The organism is Paenibacillus sp. Y660 (assembly GCF_057221575.1).
On sequence record NZ_JBXBBJ010000017.1, the window covers coordinates 21,232 to 39,571 of the forward strand.

Annotated in this window: 17 protein-coding genes, 1 pseudogene and 1 riboswitch; of the genes and pseudogenes, 15 read left to right on the forward strand and 3 right to left on the reverse strand. The window is 45.3% G+C overall.

The window, feature by feature from the left end:
• Positions 1–8: 8 nt before the first annotated feature.
• A complete protein-coding gene (locus AC2TDN_RS18275; protein ID WP_484689592.1) occupies positions 9–977 on the forward strand; it encodes a 2-hydroxyacid dehydrogenase in 969 nt (322 codons plus the stop codon).
• A gap of 134 nt (positions 978–1,111) precedes the next feature.
• Complete coding sequence (locus AC2TDN_RS18280; protein WP_482065905.1) at positions 1,112–1,717, forward strand: NAD(P)-dependent oxidoreductase; 606 nt, start codon at positions 1,112–1,114, stop codon at positions 1,715–1,717.
• A 70-nt stretch (positions 1,718–1,787) separates the two neighbouring features.
• Here AC2TDN_RS18280 and AC2TDN_RS18285 read toward each other — a convergent pair whose 3' ends face one another.
• Complete coding sequence (locus AC2TDN_RS18285; RefSeq protein ID WP_484689593.1) at positions 1,788–3,839, reverse strand: molybdopterin-containing oxidoreductase family protein; 2,052 nt, start codon at positions 3,837–3,839, stop codon at positions 1,788–1,790.
• A gap of 178 nt (positions 3,840–4,017) precedes the next feature.
• Positions 4,018–4,128, forward strand: a riboswitch (purine riboswitch).
• A gap of 81 nt (positions 4,129–4,209) precedes the next feature.
• On the opposite strand from AC2TDN_RS18285, the gene AC2TDN_RS18290 reads away from it, so the two are divergent.
• Both AC2TDN_RS18290 and AC2TDN_RS18295 read left to right on the forward strand, forming a co-directional pair.
• Positions 4,210–5,148, forward strand: coding sequence for an EamA family transporter (locus AC2TDN_RS18290; protein WP_484689595.1), 939 nt, complete (start codon positions 4,210–4,212; stop codon positions 5,146–5,148).
• A 392-nt stretch (positions 5,149–5,540) separates the two neighbouring features.
• Positions 5,541–6,443, forward strand: a complete 903-nt coding sequence (locus tag AC2TDN_RS18295; RefSeq protein ID WP_484689597.1) for an NAD(P)/FAD-dependent oxidoreductase — start codon at positions 5,541–5,543, stop codon at positions 6,441–6,443.
• Here AC2TDN_RS18295 and clpP read toward each other — a convergent pair.
• Positions 6,430–7,014: an ATP-dependent Clp endopeptidase proteolytic subunit ClpP gene (gene clpP / locus AC2TDN_RS18300; protein ID WP_482065989.1), complete on the reverse strand. Its 585-nt coding sequence runs from the start codon at positions 7,012–7,014 to the stop codon at positions 6,430–6,432. The genes AC2TDN_RS18295 and clpP overlap by 14 nt on opposite strands.
• Positions 7,015–7,204: 190 nt before the next feature.
• Here clpP and AC2TDN_RS18305 point away from each other — a divergent pair, with 190 nt between their 5' ends.
• The 6 genes from AC2TDN_RS18305 (at position 7,205) to AC2TDN_RS18330 (ending at position 14,557) form a co-directional block, all read left to right on the forward strand.
• A complete protein-coding gene (locus AC2TDN_RS18305; RefSeq protein WP_482065909.1) occupies positions 7,205–7,945 on the forward strand; it encodes an RNA polymerase sigma factor in 741 nt (246 codons plus the stop codon).
• A gap of 64 nt (positions 7,946–8,009) precedes the next feature.
• Positions 8,010–8,789, forward strand: coding sequence for a Cof-type HAD-IIB family hydrolase (locus AC2TDN_RS18310; protein ID WP_482065910.1), 780 nt, complete (start codon positions 8,010–8,012; stop codon positions 8,787–8,789).
• Between the two features lie 449 nt (positions 8,790–9,238).
• Entirely contained in the window at positions 9,239–9,505 is a 267-nt protein-coding gene (locus AC2TDN_RS18315; protein ID WP_482065911.1) for a CD3324 family protein, read from the forward strand.
• A gap of 196 nt (positions 9,506–9,701) precedes the next feature.
• Positions 9,702–10,067 (forward strand): response regulator transcription factor, encoded by a 366-nt coding sequence (locus tag AC2TDN_RS18320; RefSeq protein WP_482065912.1) that lies wholly within the window; start codon positions 9,702–9,704, stop codon positions 10,065–10,067.
• Entirely contained in the window at positions 10,060–12,939 is a 2,880-nt protein-coding gene (locus AC2TDN_RS18325) for an ATP-binding protein (RefSeq protein ID WP_484689601.1), read from the forward strand. The genes AC2TDN_RS18320 and AC2TDN_RS18325 overlap by 8 nt, the downstream gene beginning before the upstream one ends.
• Entirely contained in the window at positions 12,920–14,557 is a 1,638-nt protein-coding gene (locus tag AC2TDN_RS18330) for a GGDEF domain-containing response regulator (RefSeq protein WP_482065914.1), read from the forward strand. Before AC2TDN_RS18325 ends, AC2TDN_RS18330 begins: the two co-directional genes overlap by 20 nt.
• 77 nt (positions 14,558–14,634) lie before the next feature.
• Here AC2TDN_RS18330 and AC2TDN_RS18335 read toward each other — a convergent pair whose 3' ends face one another.
• Positions 14,635–14,925, reverse strand: a complete 291-nt coding sequence (locus AC2TDN_RS18335) for a hypothetical protein (protein WP_482065915.1) — start codon at positions 14,923–14,925, stop codon at positions 14,635–14,637.
• Between the two features lie 245 nt (positions 14,926–15,170).
• Between AC2TDN_RS18335 and AC2TDN_RS18340 the strand changes: the two genes are divergently transcribed.
• The 5 genes and pseudogenes from AC2TDN_RS18340 to AC2TDN_RS18360 all read left to right on the forward strand — a co-directional run bounded on the left by AC2TDN_RS18340 (position 15,171) and on the right by AC2TDN_RS18360 (position 18,310).
• Positions 15,171–15,623: a GNAT family N-acetyltransferase gene (locus tag AC2TDN_RS18340; RefSeq protein ID WP_484689603.1), complete on the forward strand. Its 453-nt coding sequence runs from the start codon at positions 15,171–15,173 to the stop codon at positions 15,621–15,623.
• 24 nt (positions 15,624–15,647) lie between these two features.
• Positions 15,648–16,319, forward strand: a complete 672-nt coding sequence (gene rpiA, locus AC2TDN_RS18345; protein WP_484689605.1) for a ribose-5-phosphate isomerase RpiA — start codon at positions 15,648–15,650, stop codon at positions 16,317–16,319.
• A 114-nt stretch (positions 16,320–16,433) separates the two neighbouring features.
• On the forward strand, positions 16,434–17,099 hold the full coding sequence (locus AC2TDN_RS18350) for a GerAB/ArcD/ProY family transporter (protein ID WP_484689606.1): 666 nt from the start codon (positions 16,434–16,436) through the stop codon (positions 17,097–17,099).
• Positions 17,068–17,403, forward strand: coding sequence for a hypothetical protein (locus tag AC2TDN_RS18355; RefSeq protein ID WP_484689608.1), 336 nt, complete (start codon positions 17,068–17,070; stop codon positions 17,401–17,403). Before AC2TDN_RS18350 ends, AC2TDN_RS18355 begins: the two co-directional genes overlap by 32 nt.
• Positions 17,307–18,310, forward strand: a pseudogene (locus AC2TDN_RS18360) (Ger(x)C family spore germination protein). The gene AC2TDN_RS18355 and the pseudogene AC2TDN_RS18360 overlap by 97 nt, the downstream one beginning before the upstream one ends.
• The last annotated feature ends 30 nt before the right edge of the window (positions 18,311–18,340 follow it).

The following is an 18,340-nucleotide window of genomic DNA, read 5'->3' on the forward strand; positions in this document are numbered from 1 at the left end:
GTATGTTAATGCAACCAACTGTGTTTATTGATCGCAAGGTGCCAAATGAGGTCGAAGCGTACATAGCCGAGCACTGTATCATCGAGAAATGGGAACAATCGACCGCAATACCACGAGAGCTGCTTCACGAGAAACTCGCAAATGCAAACGGCTTGCTGACAGCAGGAATGACAATTGATGCCGACTTGCTCGAGCACGCTCCTAAGCTGAAGGCAGTTAGCAGCATCAGCGTGGGGTATAACCATTTTGACCTTGCAGCCATGAAGGAACGAGGCATTATCGGAACGAATACGCCTTATGTATTGAACGATACAGTTGCGGATCTCGCGCTCGCCCTCATGCTTGGAACGGCTAGACGTGTCGCTGAGCTCGACCGGTACGTGAAGGATGGCCAGTGGAAACGAGGTGACGGCGCAAAGCTGTTTGGGGTAGATGTGCATCATGCTAAGCTCGGCATCATCGGCATGGGCCGGATCGGCGAGGCTGTAGCAAGGCGTGCAAAGTTTGGCTTTGACATGGATGTAGTCTATTTTAACCGGAGCCGCAAGCCAGAAGCCGAAGAGAAGCTTGGCGTACGTTATTCGGAATGGAATGAGCTGCTCGCTTCTTCTGATTTTGTTGTGATGCTTGCGCCTTTAACGGCAGAGACGACCAAGCTTATTGGACATAATGAATTTAAAAAAATGAAGCCGTCCTCGATATTTATAAATATTTCGCGTGGCCAAACGGTTGATGAGCAGGCTTTGGTCGAGGCGCTTCAATCGGGAACGATTGCTGCTGCTGGCCTTGATGTATATGAGAAAGAGCCGATTGATGCTGATCATCCGTTCCTTCAAATGGCTAATGTACTGACATTGCCGCACATTGGCTCAGCTACAGCTCAAACGAGGTTTGATATGGCGATGCTAGCTGCGCAAAATCTAGTTAGCGCATTAACTGGGCAAACGCCAACATGCATGGTGGACGAATTAAAATAAAACGAATGGAATCATTCTTTTCTTAATCGATCAGTTCTAATAGCTAATCCATAGTACAATCGTTCATATACCTCTAGCTTTTACTTTGAAATAGGAGTTGTGCGAAAAATGACAATGGAAAGGCCTTGCTGCGAATGAAACCGCTTCTCATTGGATCAACAGGAAATACCGGTCAATATATTCTCCGATTTTTGGCGGACAACGATATACGTCCTAAGCTGTTTGTACGCTCTCCTGAACAGGCGGAGGCTGGAAGCTGCCTTGGCGACGTTCGAAAGGAACAGGATGTACGGGAGGCAATGACAGGCGTTGACAGCGTTATTTGTTCGTTAAACACGGAAGGCAATGGCACGCTCATTAGTGGAATGGAGCATGTCATCGCTGCTATGGAGAAGCTTAAGCTAAGCAGGCTCATCACGATTGGAACGGCTGGCATCCTGCAAAGCGAGCTGCAGCCCAAGCTGCTCAGATACCAATCGGTTGAAAACAAAAGAGTAAGCCACGATGCCGCAAAGGAGCATGAGCAGGTTTATCTGGCATTAGCAAAAACGGATTTGCGCTGGACGATCATTTGTCCCACGAGACTTGTTCATGCAGAGCAAACAGGTGTTTACCGCGTTCAAAAGGATGTTCTGCCTAGCGGAGGATCGCAAATATCCTTTGCAGATACGGCTGAGCTTGCGGTTTCCGCCTATTTGAATGGCAGTTTTGTCCGCGAACGTGTAGGTATTTGCTATTAATCGCACGCATGCTGCAGCCAAAAAACCTGAAATCCTTGTGGAGGACTTCAGGTTTTTATTTTGATATGAATTATGTTTGATTCAATTTCAGCACTTCAACCCGGTTGGAGAAAAAAGTCGCACCGCCGCCCATGTCCGCTAACCGCTGAGGCGTTAGTGCATTAACCGCTTGATGACCCTTGCGATCATCATCCCACCATAAGCCTTGCGTAACGAGCACGCCTGGCAGCACATCGCTGCCGACTCGGAGCGTCATTTCAACCTCGCCGCGATCGTTGCGAATTTTTACGCGTTCCCCGTTCGAGAGACCAAGCGCTTCTGCATTCTCATGATGCATGTGAAGGATCGGCTCCTTCTCCAGCTTCTGCAGACGTTCCTGGTTGGCAAACGTCGAGTTGATGAAGCTGTGGTTCGGACCTGACGTCAGCCAAAACGGATAAGTTTCCGGCTCGCGCAATGGCGTATAATCCGGAACAGGAGGCAGGCCGTTCTTAAGCATCGCTTCAGAATAAAGCTCAATTTTCCCGGAAGCCGTTGGAATCAATGACGTAAGCGGAGGGAGCTCATGGTTCCCCGCTTTCATCCACGTATTTTTTTTCAGCTCATCGAATGTGATGCCTTTAAGGAACGGATTGTTTTCGCTATCCAGCGCTTCGCTAATCATTTGCTCCTCAGTAATGTCAAATACCTCTGCCTCGAAGCCTAGCTTAAGCGCCAATTCCTTAAAGAGCGTAAAGTTGGATTTGCACTCGCCGACAGGCTCCATAATAGGCTGGTGCAGCTGTAAATAAAGATGCCAATAGGATGTGTATAAATCCATATTTTCAAAATGCGAGGTAGCCGGCAGGACGATGTCCGAATATTTGCAGGTGTCTGTTAAAAATAAATCATGCGTGACCGTAAAGAGATCACTGCGCATAAGACCCTCTCTTACACGGTTCTGATCCGGTGCAACGACAGCCGGATTGCTGTTATAGACGAACAGCATCTGAACCGGCGGCGTCAGCTCGAGTAGCGCATCGCCAAGCTGATTCATGCTGACGGTGCGGACATCCGGATCTGGCAATAAGTCGGGCCGCTCGATTTTCTCGCCGTTAAGACGCGAATACCAGCTGTTTCCCTTCATGGCTCCGCCTCCGCGAACGCCCCATTGACCGGTTAGCGCCGGCAAGCACGAAATCGTTCTAACGATCATGCCTCCGTTATCGTGATGCTGCAGTCCATTGCCAATCCGAATGAAGGAGGGAGAAGTGGTTCCATAAAGGCGGCCAAGCTCCTCAATCTCCGCTGCAGGTACACCCGTGATTGCCTCTACACGCTCAGGCGTATATTCGGCTGCTTGCTTTGCAAGCTCTTCATAGCCGAGTGTATGCTTCTCGAGAAATGCTGCGTCCGCAAATCCATCACGAATGATGACATGCATCATGCCAAGCGCAAGAGCGGCATCGGTTCCCGGTCGCACATGGATGAACTGATCAGCCCATGCCGAGGTGCGGTTGCGATGAACATCGATATGAATAATTTTCGCGCCGTTTTTCCGAGCTTCCGTTGCCAGCATCGTCTGATGCATATTAGTCGACACCAAGTTGCAGCCCCAAATGATAAAAAGCTTCGTATGCACCGTATCCTCTGGATCAATGCCGATGGAGCCGCCCATGGTATACGAATATCCAGCAGAGCCGGCAGCGTTGCAAATCGCCCGATCGAGCTGGCTCGCTCCGAGGCGGTGGAAAAATCGACGATCCATGCCTTCAGCATTAAGAACACCCATATTGCCATAAAAGCTGTATGGCAAAATCGCTTCCGCACCATGCTCTGCGATGATGCTCTTCATTCGTTCTGTAATCTCTTCGTAAGCTTCCTCCCATGTGATTCGCTCGAATGAAAGCGTGCCCTTCGGACCTGTACGGCGCATCGGATAGAGAAGGCGCTCTTGATGGTAGACCCGATCATTCAATTGTCTAACCTTGTTGCATATCGCTCCGCGAGTGACGGGATGCTCCGTATCGCCTGTAATTTTAGTTATTTTCCCTTCCTCGAAGGTAACGCTAAGCCCGCAAGTGTCGGGGCAATCGAAGGGGCATACGGAACGAACCGTTCCATCCATTGTAGCTGCGATCATATGCGTATCACTCCATCCTATATCCAAAATCATGTCTATTTATCATACCATAGCTGCTTCTGTTTTTTGATCCCTCTTGCATGAGAGGCCTAGTTACTTTTGACAAGCCCATTTTTTCAGATAAATAACCTATTGACAGTACCTGACTTGTCATGTAATATTCACTATGGTAAACACGTATCCGCACAACTAAATATTTCGTATAACCTCACGGATTTAGAGCTTGAATAGGGTGAGGGTTTCTACGGGAAGCCTTAACTTCCTAACTACGAATATGTGATCATTTGAGAATGATCCTGTATTCGTCGTTAGGATTTTTTTTGTGCGTTCATATGTTGGTTTGCTAGGAACTGAAAGGGGAATTGGACAAATGAAATACATTTTATCGGTTTTTCTAGGTGCTGCCAGTTACGGCATCTTATCTACGATCGTCGTACTCGCATATGGGAATGGCTATGAGCTGGGCGAGGTTGTTGGCAGCCAGCTATTGACAGGTTTTATCCTTGCATGGGCGCTTGCCTTGTTTATGAATTGGCGCAAAAAGCGGAGCACAGGAGCAAGTAATGGTGTGGGCGCTAATATGGTTAAGACCATGCCAAAATTAACTTGGAAGCAAAGATTAATTCTTATGGCTGCAGGTATGCCGACTGCAATAACCGGCTTGCTTTATTATCAATCGCTTCGATACATTCCGGCGTCACTGGCTATTATTTTATTATTTCAATTCACATGGATTGGCGTATTGATTCAAGCGATTGGACAGCGGAAGCGTCCAAATGGCATTATGTTCTTCACGATTGCGATCCTATTCGGCGGAACGATGCTTGCTGCCGGCATCATTGAGCAAGGGACCGGCAAGTTTAATGTAATGGGCGTCATTCTTGGCCTTTTATCGGCCGTAAGCTATTCGCTATTCATACTATTTAGCGGCAAAGCCGTTCCAGCCGTACATCCCGTTTACCGCAGCGCGTGGATGATTACAGGCGGAATGGTGCTCGTATTTATTTTATTCCCGCCGACTTTTTTGTTTAATGGACTGATCATGGGCGACTTGATGCTTTACGGATTTTTGCTAGGCATGTTCGGCGCATTTATTCCGCCGGTTCTATTCGCGGTAGGAGTGCCGCATATCGGAGAGGGAATGGCTGGCATACTTGGCGCTTCGGAGCTTCCGGTAGCGGTATTGCTATCCTCCTTTGTCCTTAATGAGCATGTGAGCGCGCTGCAATGGATTGGCGTAATCGTCGTTCTCATTGGCGTTGCTCTTCCCGAGCTGTTGAAGCGAAGAAGACGTTTAAGTTTGCAATAACCCGCAGCGACAGAAGGGGCCGCCCCAAAAGTAATATACTCGCTGGGAAATTAGCTCGCTTTGAATGGTATGTTGGAAGTGAAAAATAGCGGTACAGGGGGCTATTCCTGTACCGCTATTTTTCTAGTCAGGTCTATGGTTGCTTGGCTTCATGAGATTGTGTGTGGGAAAGCGAGCGAAAGTCTCCCCAGCTCCAGGTTTACCTATGGCAAGCCACGAAGCAGAAATCGGCGGAATCCCCGGTTCTTCTGTAGTCTCGGGTTCAATCATTCATGGGGCTGACAGCCCCTTTTTATTTTGCTAAAGGGAACTGAATAACGGAGCCAATAATCATGAATAATAAATAATCATTTGCTACCGAATGGGATAATAGCCAGGCAGGAGGAACATTCATGCAATATGACTGTATAATTGTCGGCGCAGGCTTTGCAGGCTTGCAAGCTGCCATACAATTAGGAAGATATCGTCATAACGTAGCTGTAATTGATGCCGCTGAAGGTCGATCGACCTTATGCAGAAGCTACCACAACCTAATCGGCTTTCCAAATGGCGTTAGCGGAACGGAGCTTCTGGCATCTGGAAAAAAACAAGCCGAACAGTTGGGCATTCGTTTCATTAAAGCTGTTGTCGCTCGAGCAGCAGGTGAGGAAGAGGGCTTGCTGCTTCATACGTCTGATGAGCAGAGCTTTCGCTGCAAAAGGCTTCTGCTTGCTACGGGAGTAAAGGATCGTCTGCCGAATTTTCCAAACCTTATCCCTTGCCTCGGAATAAGCGCCTACATATGTCCGGATTGCGATGGCTATGAAGTAGCCGATAAACAAACGCTCGTGCTCGGAGCAGGAAATGCTGGCGCGAATATGGCGCTGACCCTTATGCACTGGACCAAGGATCTTATCTACGTCAATCATGAGCGAACACCTATTGATTATGATCTGCGCAATCTGCTTGCAGATAAAGGAATTCGATACATAGAGCAATCGATCCGTACCGTACTAGCTGAACAAGCTCAGTTCAAAGGTGTCATCCTTGAAGATGGCTCAACCCATGCATGCGGGCGTTGCTTTGTCGCCTTCGGGGGAAATGAAGTGCGCTCCGGCATTGCAAAGCAGCTAGGAGCAGAGCTGATCGACAATAAGCATATCGTCGTTGATCCGCGAAGTAAACGTACAAGCGCTAAGCATGTATGGGCGGCAGGTGACGTCACCGCTCACTCCGAGATGGTTACCATCGCGATGGGTGACGGCAGTCAAGCCGCCATTTGGATTCACAAAAGCTTAATCGCTACATCGAAGTAATCACCTTGTCGATAATTCCGTATTCCAACGCCTCCTCAGATGACATATAATAGTCACGATCCATATCTTTTTCGATTTTTTCTAAAGGCTGGCCGGTTTTCTCGGCAGAAATTTGGTTTAATTTTGCCCGAATGTTCAGTATCCGGTTGGCACTGATTGCAATGTCGCTGGCCTGGCCTTGAACGCCGCCGTGAGGCTGGTGAATCATAATTTCGCTGTTAGGCAAAGCGGATCGATGTCCTTTCTCGCCAGCAAGCAAGAGAATGGCCGCGAAGGAAGCGGCTAAGCCGGTGCATATCGTATGCACGGGCGGCTTCACGAATTGCATCGTATCGAGGATCGCGAAGCCAGCTGATGTGGAGCCGCCAGGGCTGTTAATGTACATCGATATTTCTTTCTCAGGGTCTTCTGCGGCTAGAAATAACAATTGAGCGATAATGCTATTCGCCACATTGTCGTCGATAGCCGAACCCAAAAACACAATTCGATCTCTAAGCAGTCTGGAATAAATATCATACGATCTTTCGCCGCGGCTCGATTGTTCAACTACATAAGGAACGAAATTACTCATCATTTTGACCTCCCGCATGGAATGTGATGCTTTCCATCTGTAAACGAATAACTGCAGGCAAAGGATACGGTGCAAAATATTTTTGGCCGCTGCGTATCCTTTAGGCTGTCTCGTTCGTTTACTTAAGTAAGGATAACTCCATGTACGCTTTGCGTAGCGTAAGACGGGATAAAGCTGAGGAGGCGGGAAAATGATTTTAGCGAATACCCATAAAAATATAGAGCTGCATAATGCCGATGAGACCGCTCGTAAGCTGCAAGCTAGCATTCATCGGTATTGTTTGTCCCTTACAGGATCAAAGTGGGACGCCGACGATTTAGCACAGGATACATGGCTGAAAGGAATGCGGGCCGCAATTGATTCCTCGCATAATAACCCTGAGGCGTTACTGCTGCGAATTGCCAAAAATACATGGATCGATCAAATACGCAGACAGAATCAATACGAGCGTATCATCAAGCAGGATATTCATCTCGAAGCGATGTCAGATGCCAGCTCCTTGGAGCTTGAAGAGGCTCTGTTTGCGCTCATACGTCATTTAACTCCTCTGCAACGAATTGTGTTTCTGCTTCGGGATGCTTTGGATTATTCCATAGTGGAAACGGCGGAGCTGCTGAACACAACAACCGGAGCGATCAAAGCAGCGCTTCACCGAGCGCGGGAAGCTTTGCATGCCGTAAGACGAGAGCTTGAGACAGAAGATTCAACGTTCGAATTAGATGAGGATCGGGGTATTCTAATGAGAGAGATGGCAGCTGCCTATCAATCTGGCGACATAGCGCTCCTTATCGAGCTTGCTCAATGTGATGCAGGGGAAGCCGCAAACATTACGGGTATCATCCAAAATCGTCGTCTGCAAGCGGTTAGTCACAAACAGCGGCAAACTCGTATTACGTCCAAGAATCACTATTCGATTCAAATGGCTGCTTAGACGCGATCATAATTGAAATAAGCTATAATAATGGGAAAGACCTATAGGATAGAGGCAGCCACTGATGACGAAAAAGCTGATTTTTTTTGATATAGATGGTACATTGGTTGATCATGAGAAAAAGATTCCGGCATCAACGGAGCAGGCAATTGCGGAATTGAAGGAAGCCGGGCATGAAGTCGTCATAGCGACGGGCAGAGCTCCTTTCATGCTGAAGCCAGTCAGCGAAGCGCTGAATATCAAATCCTACGTAAGCTTTAACGGCTCCTACGTAGTTTATAACGATGAAGTTGTTTATAGCCATTCCATTGATCCCGCTCGAATAGCAGAGCTCTCCCAAATCTCGATAGCAAACAAGCATCCATTGGTTTATATGACGCCTGAGGGGATGCGCAGCAGTACGGATCAAACCGCTTATATGGATGATGCCGAGGAAGCTTTGAAGCTGAAACTGCCGCCCTTGGAGCCCGATTATCACATCGGAAGAGACATTTATCAGTGCTTGCTTTATTGCAAGGAAGAAGACGAAGATTATTACAAACAAAATTTTGCAGAGCTCGGATTTATTCGTTGGCATTTATTCGGCAGTGATTTGCTTCCGCCTGGCGGCTCAAAAGCGAGAGGCATTCAAGCGATAATTGAACGGGCAGGGTTTAACGATGAGGATGTATATGCATTTGGCGATGGCATCAACGATCTCGAAATGCTCAAATACGTTCATCACAGCGTCGCAATGGGCAACTCGCCTGATGTAGTGAAGCAAGCTGCTCGCTACGTTACGAAGGATGTTACGGAGGATGGTATTTTATTTGGTTTGAGGATGCTTGGGTTGTTAAAGGGCTAAGCTTGAGCTCAATTGGTAAAGTTCTTTTATAAATGTTCTTACACTTTCGCGAGTTACAATAGGCAGTATATACTGATGAAGTCGGGCCGACAAATGATAAGGAAAGGAGCTGATCGATTTGATTAACTACCTGGAGGTGATCTCCGTTTAATCGGAGATCACCCTGACGAAGGAGACCGCAAGGTCTCCTTTTTATTCATTCAAAAATTGCATGCGAATGAACTGGAAATATTGTTAAACATTTCTTGTCAATTGAAAATGCTTACAATATACTTATAGTGTATAAGCAGGGAAAGCAGCTTCTATGGAGGTAATGGCATCCATAGCTTTTTTTGTTTTTTAACGAATCACATGTATGACCAAAAATCGAAGGGAGGCAGGAAAAATGTTGATGAACAAAGGAACGAACAACCTGATCAAGATGAGCCTGTACGAGGAGGACGTTTATTGTGAACTACAAAAATGGGAGAGATGTGCTTCCCCCTAGTTTATTGAAGGAACTGCAAAAATACATCCAAGGGGATTTGATTTACGTTCCAAAGGCAGCGGAGCAGCGAGCGCATTGGGGAGAGGTTAGCGGAACACGGAAGCTGCTGGCTGATCGCAATAAGGAGATATACCTTTATTATACGAATGGCTGGTCCGTTGCCGATCTGGAGCGAAAATATCATTTGTCGGGCGAGAGTATTCGCAAAATAATTGTAAAAACTCGTTAAGAATAGAAAAGCATAGAAGCAGACTGATGAAAAGTCTGCTTCTATGCTTTTTTATTGCCAAATTATGAATGAAAAAAACTGCAAACAGCGTTATAATAAAGGTGTATTTTGTCGAATGTCGAATGTTAATAATGTAGTTTTGTGACATAACCTGTCGAAAAGAATATACAAGTACATAGCCGTGGGGGATTAGGAAATGAAAACATTATTAATTGCAGAAGATGAACCTGTGTTGCGCATGCTGATCATGGATACGCTCGAGGATGAAGGCTACTCGCTTGTAGAAGCGGCGGATGGCGAAGAAGCATTAGAGAAAATAAAAGCAACCGATTTCGACTTGATTATTCTCGATTATATGATGCCAAAAATGACCGGAATCGAAGTGATTGAGAAAACGCGATTGCTTGAAAACCGCCAACATTCAACGATTCTAATGTTGTCGGCCAAGAGCCAGCAAACCGAGCAGGAGAAGGTACTCTTCGCTGGAGCCAACGGATTCATGTCAAAGCCGTTTAGTCCTATTGAGCTTATCGACAAGGTAGAGGAGATGCTTCGTGGGTAAGCTGCGGGTTTATTATAAGAAAAGCATTACGCGGCAGTTTATGTTGATGATGATTTTAACATTATCACTGATTTTGGTAGGCGCTATCATTGTCCTCCTCAGCACGGTTTCAATATTGCAAGACTATGAAGCAGAAACAACAAAGATGCGGGAGAAGCAGGAGCTTGTATCGCAAATTGCCGATCATTCCAATGAAATTATTTTGCGCGCGCGCGGCTATTACGTTTATTTGTCGGATTTCGAATTCAAGAAGATTTTTAGCGAAAAGAAATTGCTGAAAAAGTCTTTAGATGAAATTAAAACTTTTCCGCTCAGCAACTCCGAAGAAGAGGTCATGAAAAATATTGAAACGTTCTTTTACAACTATTTCGAAAATGTATTGCCGAGAGCTATATACTACTCAAAGGCTGAGGATTATGAAGCGCTTCGAGAGTTTGTAACTGCAGGAGAAAACAATCCAGTCAATACGGTCATCAGCTACGCTCACGATTTCAAAAAACAAGCCCGGCTTGTAGCTGAGGAGAAAAACGACAAACTCATTCACACCCTCTCTAACCAAGCTGTATTTTTTATAGGCTACATTATTCTGGTACTCATCGTGTCAATATTCATCACGAGAAAAGTGGCTAAAGATATTGGAGTTCCACTTAACAAGCTGACTGGCCATGCACGCAGATTTGCCAATGGGGAACAAGTCGAGCTCGATCATATCTCTAGAGAGGATGAGATTGGCGAGCTTGCAAGATCGTTCCAGATCATGATGACGCAAATTCAGAGCAAAGAGGAAGTGCTGCTCGCACAGAATGAAGAGCTGATCGCGCAGCAGGACGAGCTTCAGGCTCAGCAAGATGAGCTGCAGCGTGCTGTTGGCCTGATGGAACAAAACGAAAAGTATTTGGAGAAGCGCAATCAGTTTGTGCAATCCCTCTCCAATACGCTAGATCAGCAAGAACTGCTTAAGAGCATCATTTCAAACATTGTAACGATCACGGAGTCAGATAAAGGGTTAATCGTTCTAATGAATAGAGAGCATCATTACGCTGCTGTCGGGATATCCGATGCTGCGGCATTGCAATTTATTAATAACATTGACAATGGCGTTGTCCTCCGCGCAGCGCAAACGAAGAAGTCTTACAGCATGGTACGTGATTGTTCGCTCGAAGAGCAAGGGTATCACGATGAGCCAATGCGGGCCACGGATCTGATTTTGCCAATACTAAATGCCGGCGACGAAATGGTAGCCTGTCTAATTATAACCAAAGTGAACCGAGCGATATCTAAGCAGGAAGAGGATGAAATCGTAGGCATGATGACGCAAGTATCGCTGTCCTTCGATAAATTGCAATTGTACGAGCAATCCGAAAGGCAGCGATTGATGACAAGCGATATGCTGAACACGATTCAAGAAGGCATACAGTACTTGAATCTTGATGGAACAACGCTGCAAATCAATCGTAAAATGTCGGAGATCTTCGGATTTTTTAATCGAAATGAAGAATCGATTCATCTGCCGTTTGAGCAATTTAAATCTTTTATTAAATCCTCGATTGTGGAATCGGAGCCGCTCCTGCAATTTATGGACGAACTTCTAACGCATGGTCATATGAACGGTCAGCACAGTATGAATTATGAAATCAATCAGCCTGAAAGAAAATTTATTCAAATCTATTGCGAGCCATTGTACAGGAACGGAGAAAAATTCGGTTTATTGCTTGTTCATCGCGATATTACGAAGGAATATGAAGTCGATCGAATGAAGTCCGAATTCGTCAGCACGGTAAGTCATGAGCTGCGGACTCCGCTTGCCAGCGTTCTAGGCTTTGCTGAGCTGCTGCTTCATCGAGAGCTTACGCCAGAACGTCAGCGGAAATATGTGACGACCATTCACCAGGAAGCTAGAAGATTAACTACGTTAATTAATGACTTTCTTGATCTTCAAAGGATGGAGTCGGGCAAGCAATCCTATGAAATGAAACCCTTTTTATTAATGCCGTTAATTAACGAAGTGATTGAAATGCAGCGAATGACTTCAAGCTTGCATCAAATCACGTGGCAAAATGAGGCGAATAACGCCTTTGTTATAGCAGACTGTGATAAATTGCAGCAGCTATTTATCAATTTGCTAAGCAATGCGGTCAAATACTCCCCTAACGGAGAACATATCAAAGTATTTAGCTGCATTAAAGAAGGCAATGTTGTCATTCGTATAGAAGATGAAGGGCTTGGCATTCCAAAGGACGCCTTGCCTCATCTATTTAGCAAGTTTTATAGAGTCGATAATTCGGACCGCAGAGAAATTGGCGGAACTGGCTTAGGCCTCGCGATTGTCCATGAGATCGTTACAAAGCATAAGGGCACCGTTGAGGTTCAGTCTGAATTTGGACAAGGCAGCACCTTTATCGTCACTCTTCCAATGGCAGAACAGCAAGAGCAGCTGTCAAGCGAGGAGCAGAGGGAGATGACAGACTCAGAGTCTTCCATTCATATCATGCTTATTGAAAACGACCACAACTTATCCTCCCTCCTAAGGGATGAAATGTTGTCGAATGGTTATCAGGTTCATCTGTATACGGAAGGCAGCAAGGCCATCGAAGATATCGAGCAGCTAAATCCGGATATTGTTGTCATTGATCTCATGCTTGAGCCCGGTATAACGGGCTGGGATATTATCGACAAAATCAAAAAGACAGATGCGCTTCTGAACAAGCCTATTATTATATCCAGTGCCTTTGAGGAGAAAGAGAAAGCTGCGCAATGGGGAATTAAGGAATTTTTAGTGAAGCCTTACTTGCCTGGCAAACTAATTGCAGCCATTACGCATCATGCTGCGTTAATTGAGGGAGCCTTTTTTGATGAAAACCGAGAAATATAAACAACAGATTCAGAAACGCATTTTACAAACGATAAACGAGTGGTCTGAACAAGCAACTGTGGAGGAGCAAGCGATCCATCGTTTTTTCCACAACTTGAAGGGAACCAGCGGTACAATTGGCTTAGTGGAGGTTGAAAGATTTTCCGAGGATAAAGAGCTGTTGTTTTCCGAGAAAAGCAGCAAAGCGATCCCGCGCGAGAAATGGTCAGAGCATTTGCTGCCATTAACCGACATGTTTCCAAATCTTTCACAGCAGTCGGTAGGGTTGGAAAACATAGCGTTAGTTGAAGAGGAAATGTCTGATGGTCTGAGCGCCCATAGGGATCGTGTACTCGTAATCGATGATGATGTGGATTTTGTAACCTACGTAAAAGAGGTTCTGGAAAAACAAAACTATCCGGTGAGCATCGCACTGAATGCAGAGCGGGGATTAAAGCTGTTTTACGAATGGAAACCAAGCCTTATCCTGCTTGATATAATATTGCCCGACAAAAGCGGCATGTATGTGCTCAATCAGATTGTCGACAAAGCAAGACAGGAGCATATCCCGATTATTATGATCAGCGGCAATTTCTCCATTGAAAATCAAATTCACGCTTATCGGACCGGTGCAATGGACTTTCTTGCAAAGCCCTTAGACATTGACCTGCTTACAGCCATCATTGATAATCGCTTCGCCATGAAGAAGGATTGGGAGCGCTCCATTATTATCGACGAGCTTACAGGCGCATACAATCGAAAACATTTTAACCAAATGATGAGGCATCATATCGAAAGCTTTAAGCGAGAAGGTAATATTTTCACGCTGGTCATGCTCGATTTGGATTATTTCAAGCAAGTGAATGATACATATGGGCATCTCAAAGGCGATGAAGTGCTGCAAGCTTTTGTCGCTGCCGCACAAGCTTCAATTCGACCGCACGATATTCTCTGTCGATACGGGGGAGAGGAGTTTGCTTTGATTCTTCCTGACACGGATGCCGTACAGGGTGCCCTTATCTCGGAGCATGTGCGAATGAAATTTAATGACGTTAAGTTTCAAACGGATAATGATTGCTTTCAGGTTACCTTCACTGTAGGTGTAGCTTCTATTACGAATCAAAATAGTCACACGGAGCTGCTGGTTGAAGAGGCTGATCAAGCTCTTTACAACGGCAAACGCGGCGGGAGAAATCAAAGCGTAATCTATTCGCAAGAGATCATCGACGCCAAGCTGGATACATTCCTTAATGTCATTATCGTTGACGATGATGCTCTTATTCGAGAAATCATTGTCAACCGATTCTCGAGCTGGAAGCCGGCGAATCATGCGAAGGTGCAGGCCTTTGAATACGCTGATGGCCTGTCCTTTCTAACCTCTGATTGGTTTAAAGAAGGTGAAAAGTATATCATTTTGCTCGATGGCTCAATGCCCGATTTAGACGGTTTAGACGTGCTCTATCGGCTTCGTAAAAACTATCCCGAGCAGCTGTTAATTATCATGCTGACAGCACGCAATAATAAGGCCGATATCGTTCAAGCTCTGCAAATCGGCGCTGATGATTACGTCGTCAAGCCGTTCCATATGCAGGAACTGGTACTGCGAATCGAACGTTTGGCCAATCGAGTACTTAGCTAATAGACGATATCAAAAACCGCACTCCCATCGGAGTGCGGTTTTTTATGTGTTCATTCTACTATTCAATTGTATTCTTATTAACGAGTCGTAGCGACTGGCAAATCTACGACGGTTTGCGGATACTTGTAATCATTCCGATAGCAATTGGTTTCCGAATCATATGTCGATTGCGAAAGCTTGTGCGAGATCGCAAATATGGATAGATTCGGATTGACATGCAAGGAAGATTCAAAGAAGGAGCATCCCTCGAAATTGAACTCTAATGTAGTAATGATAATGACACAATTCGTAAACGTACAGCCGATAAAGCTAAACCCATCAAACACAATCGTTTCTTCCTTAAAATGTTCATTCGCTATTGTATTCATCGATCAGCGCTCCTATTCTGTGGTGGGACAACCTAATAAAAATACTAACAGATACTAGTCGTGATGTTTGTCGGTTGTTGCAGCTGAAATTAAATAATTAACGACATAAATAGCGTTCTTCCGAGTGTTCGCAATAGGTCATAGAGCAAATGTATTCAATCTGATAGATGACCGTTATAATATTAGAGGGGATACTTTTGAACAAGGTGACCAATAATCAATTCAAAATAGTTGGAGGCGCTAATATGAAAATATCAGTCTTTCAGGCAACGATCGAACATGTAGAGGAAACAGCAGATCTATTTGATAAATATAGACAATTCTATAAGCAGCAGTCTGATCTTGCAGGGGCAAGAGCCTTTTTAACGGCACGAATTGAAAATAAGGAGTCCGTGCTGTTTGTAGCCAAGGATCAAACAGAAAACCGAGTGATCGGCTTCACGCAGCTTTATCCTTCATTTTCATCTATTTCAATGAGAACTTCCTACATATTAAATGATTTGTATGTGCTTGAGGCGTACCGAGGGCACGGCGCTGCGCAGCTGCTCCTTGATGGCGCGAAGGATCATGCGAGAGCTGCCAACGCAAAAGGATTAGAACTCTCAACTGCAATCGATAACGAAACGGCACAACGGCTGTATGAACGAAATGGCTATAAGAAGGATGACGAGTATTTCCATTATTATTTAACGATATAAATGACATGGGGAAGAGGTGTGATTATGGAATCCAAAAGAATGGCAGCTGAAAGAGCTGTAGATTTTATTAAGGATGGTATGATCGTTGGACTTGGTACTGGCTCAACTGCCTATTTCGCTATTCAAAAAATTGCTCAAAGAGTAAAGGAAGGACTATCGGTCAAGGCGATAGCAACGTCCAATCAGTCTGAAGACTTAGCCAATGAGCTGGGGATAAGCCTGCTGACTTTTGCAGAAATCGAATTCATCGATATTACCATTGACGGTGCAGACGAGGTAGATACGGAATGGAATCTCATCAAAGGGGGCGGTGGCGCGTTGCTGCGCGAGAAAATCGTTGCCTCTGCCAGCAAGCAGTTGATCATTATCGTGGATGAAAGCAAGCTCTCTGAGCAGCTTGGCGCATTCCCATTGCCTGTAGAGATCGTTCCGTTCGGATATGAAATGACGATAAAAAAATTGCGCAAGCTCGGAGCTGATCCAGTTCTGCGAATAGCTGATAAACAATCGTATTTAACGGATAACGGCAACTATATTGTAGATTGTCATTTTGGCAAGATCGCCCAAGCGGAGGAGCTTCACCAAACACTTAATCTCATCCCAGGAGTCGTAGACAATGGATTATTTGCAGGCATGGCTTCCCGCGTCATTGTTGGCTATCAGGATGGAACGGTTAAAGAGCTCCTGAAAAAGTAATGTTTAATTCTCTTTAAACCTCAACAGACTACGCTTGTAGTCTGTTGAGGTTTTTTTGTTTTTCTGTATAGGGGGTACCGTCAGCAAAACGCGGATTTACAACGCTAAGGAATTTTGGCCATAAAAAAAGCCGTTTCTCACCACTCTCAGAAAAATGCCGTGGTTATTAATTTGCTTCCCATTTGGGGAAATGAGCCTAAAGGAATGTTGACGGGTTCGCTTACGGTAGCCGCTCTATTCCAAGGATCCTTTGTATTAACAGCCGTTATTCCTTCGATGAAAAGACCAGAGAAAGCGATGACAGCAAGCGTGTTGGGAATGATCATTACAGGAGGGCTGTATATCGTTATCGTTGTTGCGGCGGTGAGTGTCTTTGGAGCGGAAGAGATCAAGCAGCTGCTATGGCCAACATTGGAGCTTGCTAAAGCGACGTCGTTGCCGGCAAATATATTGGAGCGACTTGATGCCGCGTTTCTAGCCGTATGGGTAACTGCCGTATTTACGACCCTTTTCTCCAGCTATTTCCTTACGATTTATTCGATAAGCAAGCTGTTTCGTATACGAGAGCACAAACTATTTTCCTATTTTTTATTGCCAATCGTGTTCGTCATGGCGATGCTGCCGCAAAACATTGTGCAAATGTATGAAATTATTGAGACGGTCGGTCGATTCGGTTTATACATTACGATAGGCTATCATGGTCTGTTGCTGCTCATATCTATCCTTCGCAAGAAGAGAGGCAATCATAATGGTGACAAAGAAATGGATCAAAACCGTTAAAGGGCTATGCTTCTTTTTCATACTTATGCCACTGTTGACTGGCTGTTGGGACCGACTTGAAATCGAAGAGCGCGCAGTCGTATTAGGCGTGTCCATTGACATCGCTGATCCAGATAAAGAAGAAGAAGAAGAAGAAGAAGGAGAGGATGACGTTTCACATGTGGATGGCTCCATCCCTGCACCGAATAAGGGATTGATTGTGCAGCCGTGCAAATCGCGCTTCCTGGCAGAATACCGCTCGGACCAGGCGAAAGCGGAAGCGCGAATGGTTCATCCAGTCAAACGGTATGGGTCATTGATGTAGTCGGTCACAGTATCGACGATGCCATTATGAATTTGCAGCAGCAGGTTTCCAGCAGACTCTTTTTTGGTCATTTACGCGTCATCGTTGTCTCTGAGGCATTGGCCAGAAAAGGAATGAGAAATGTGGATGATTATTTTCGCCGCAATCCAGAAGTTCGTAGAATGGCTTGGCTTATGATTTCAAAAGGACAAGCCATCAAGTTCATGAAAGCCGCTCCTAAGCTGGAGAGAGTTCCTACTCTCTATTTGATGTCTACCCTTGATGAAGGGATTAGAATGGGCAAATTTCCCAAAGATTATATCGGCATATTCTGGAGCAACGTATCAAAGAAAGGGCAGGAGGGATTTTTGCCCTATGTTGTCATGAAGAAGGAACAAAATGTTGAAATTAATGGCCTTGCCTATTTCGTCGGCGATAAGATGGTTGGCGCAACGAAGCCGCTTGAAATAGCCGGATATTTAGGAATTAAAGGCGTAAATCCTGCGGGCTATCGGGTGTTCATCCAACTTGATGGAAGTACGATAATGACCAATACAACACATCGCAAATCAAAAATTCAGGTTCAAATTAAAGACAATGTTCCTCATTTTACAATAGGCATTGCCGTTGAGCTAAATATGGAGGAAAAGCTTAGCGAGAATATACAGTTTAATGATCCTCAAGTGCTAAGGACAATTGAACAGAAGCAGGAAGCGGCGTCTGCAAAATTTTATACGGATATTATAATAAAACGCAAAGTAAAGGGTCCGATATATTCGGATTCGGAGAATATGTAAGAGCAACAAAATCGGATTATTGGAACAATCATATAAAAACGACCGAAGGATGGCGCGAAATGTACAAGAAAAGCAAATTTGATGTTCATGTATCGATGAAGCTGCGCCGGATTGGAATGAAGGCCAAATAATGTCTTGCTCGGGTGAGTTGGAGGGGGCTG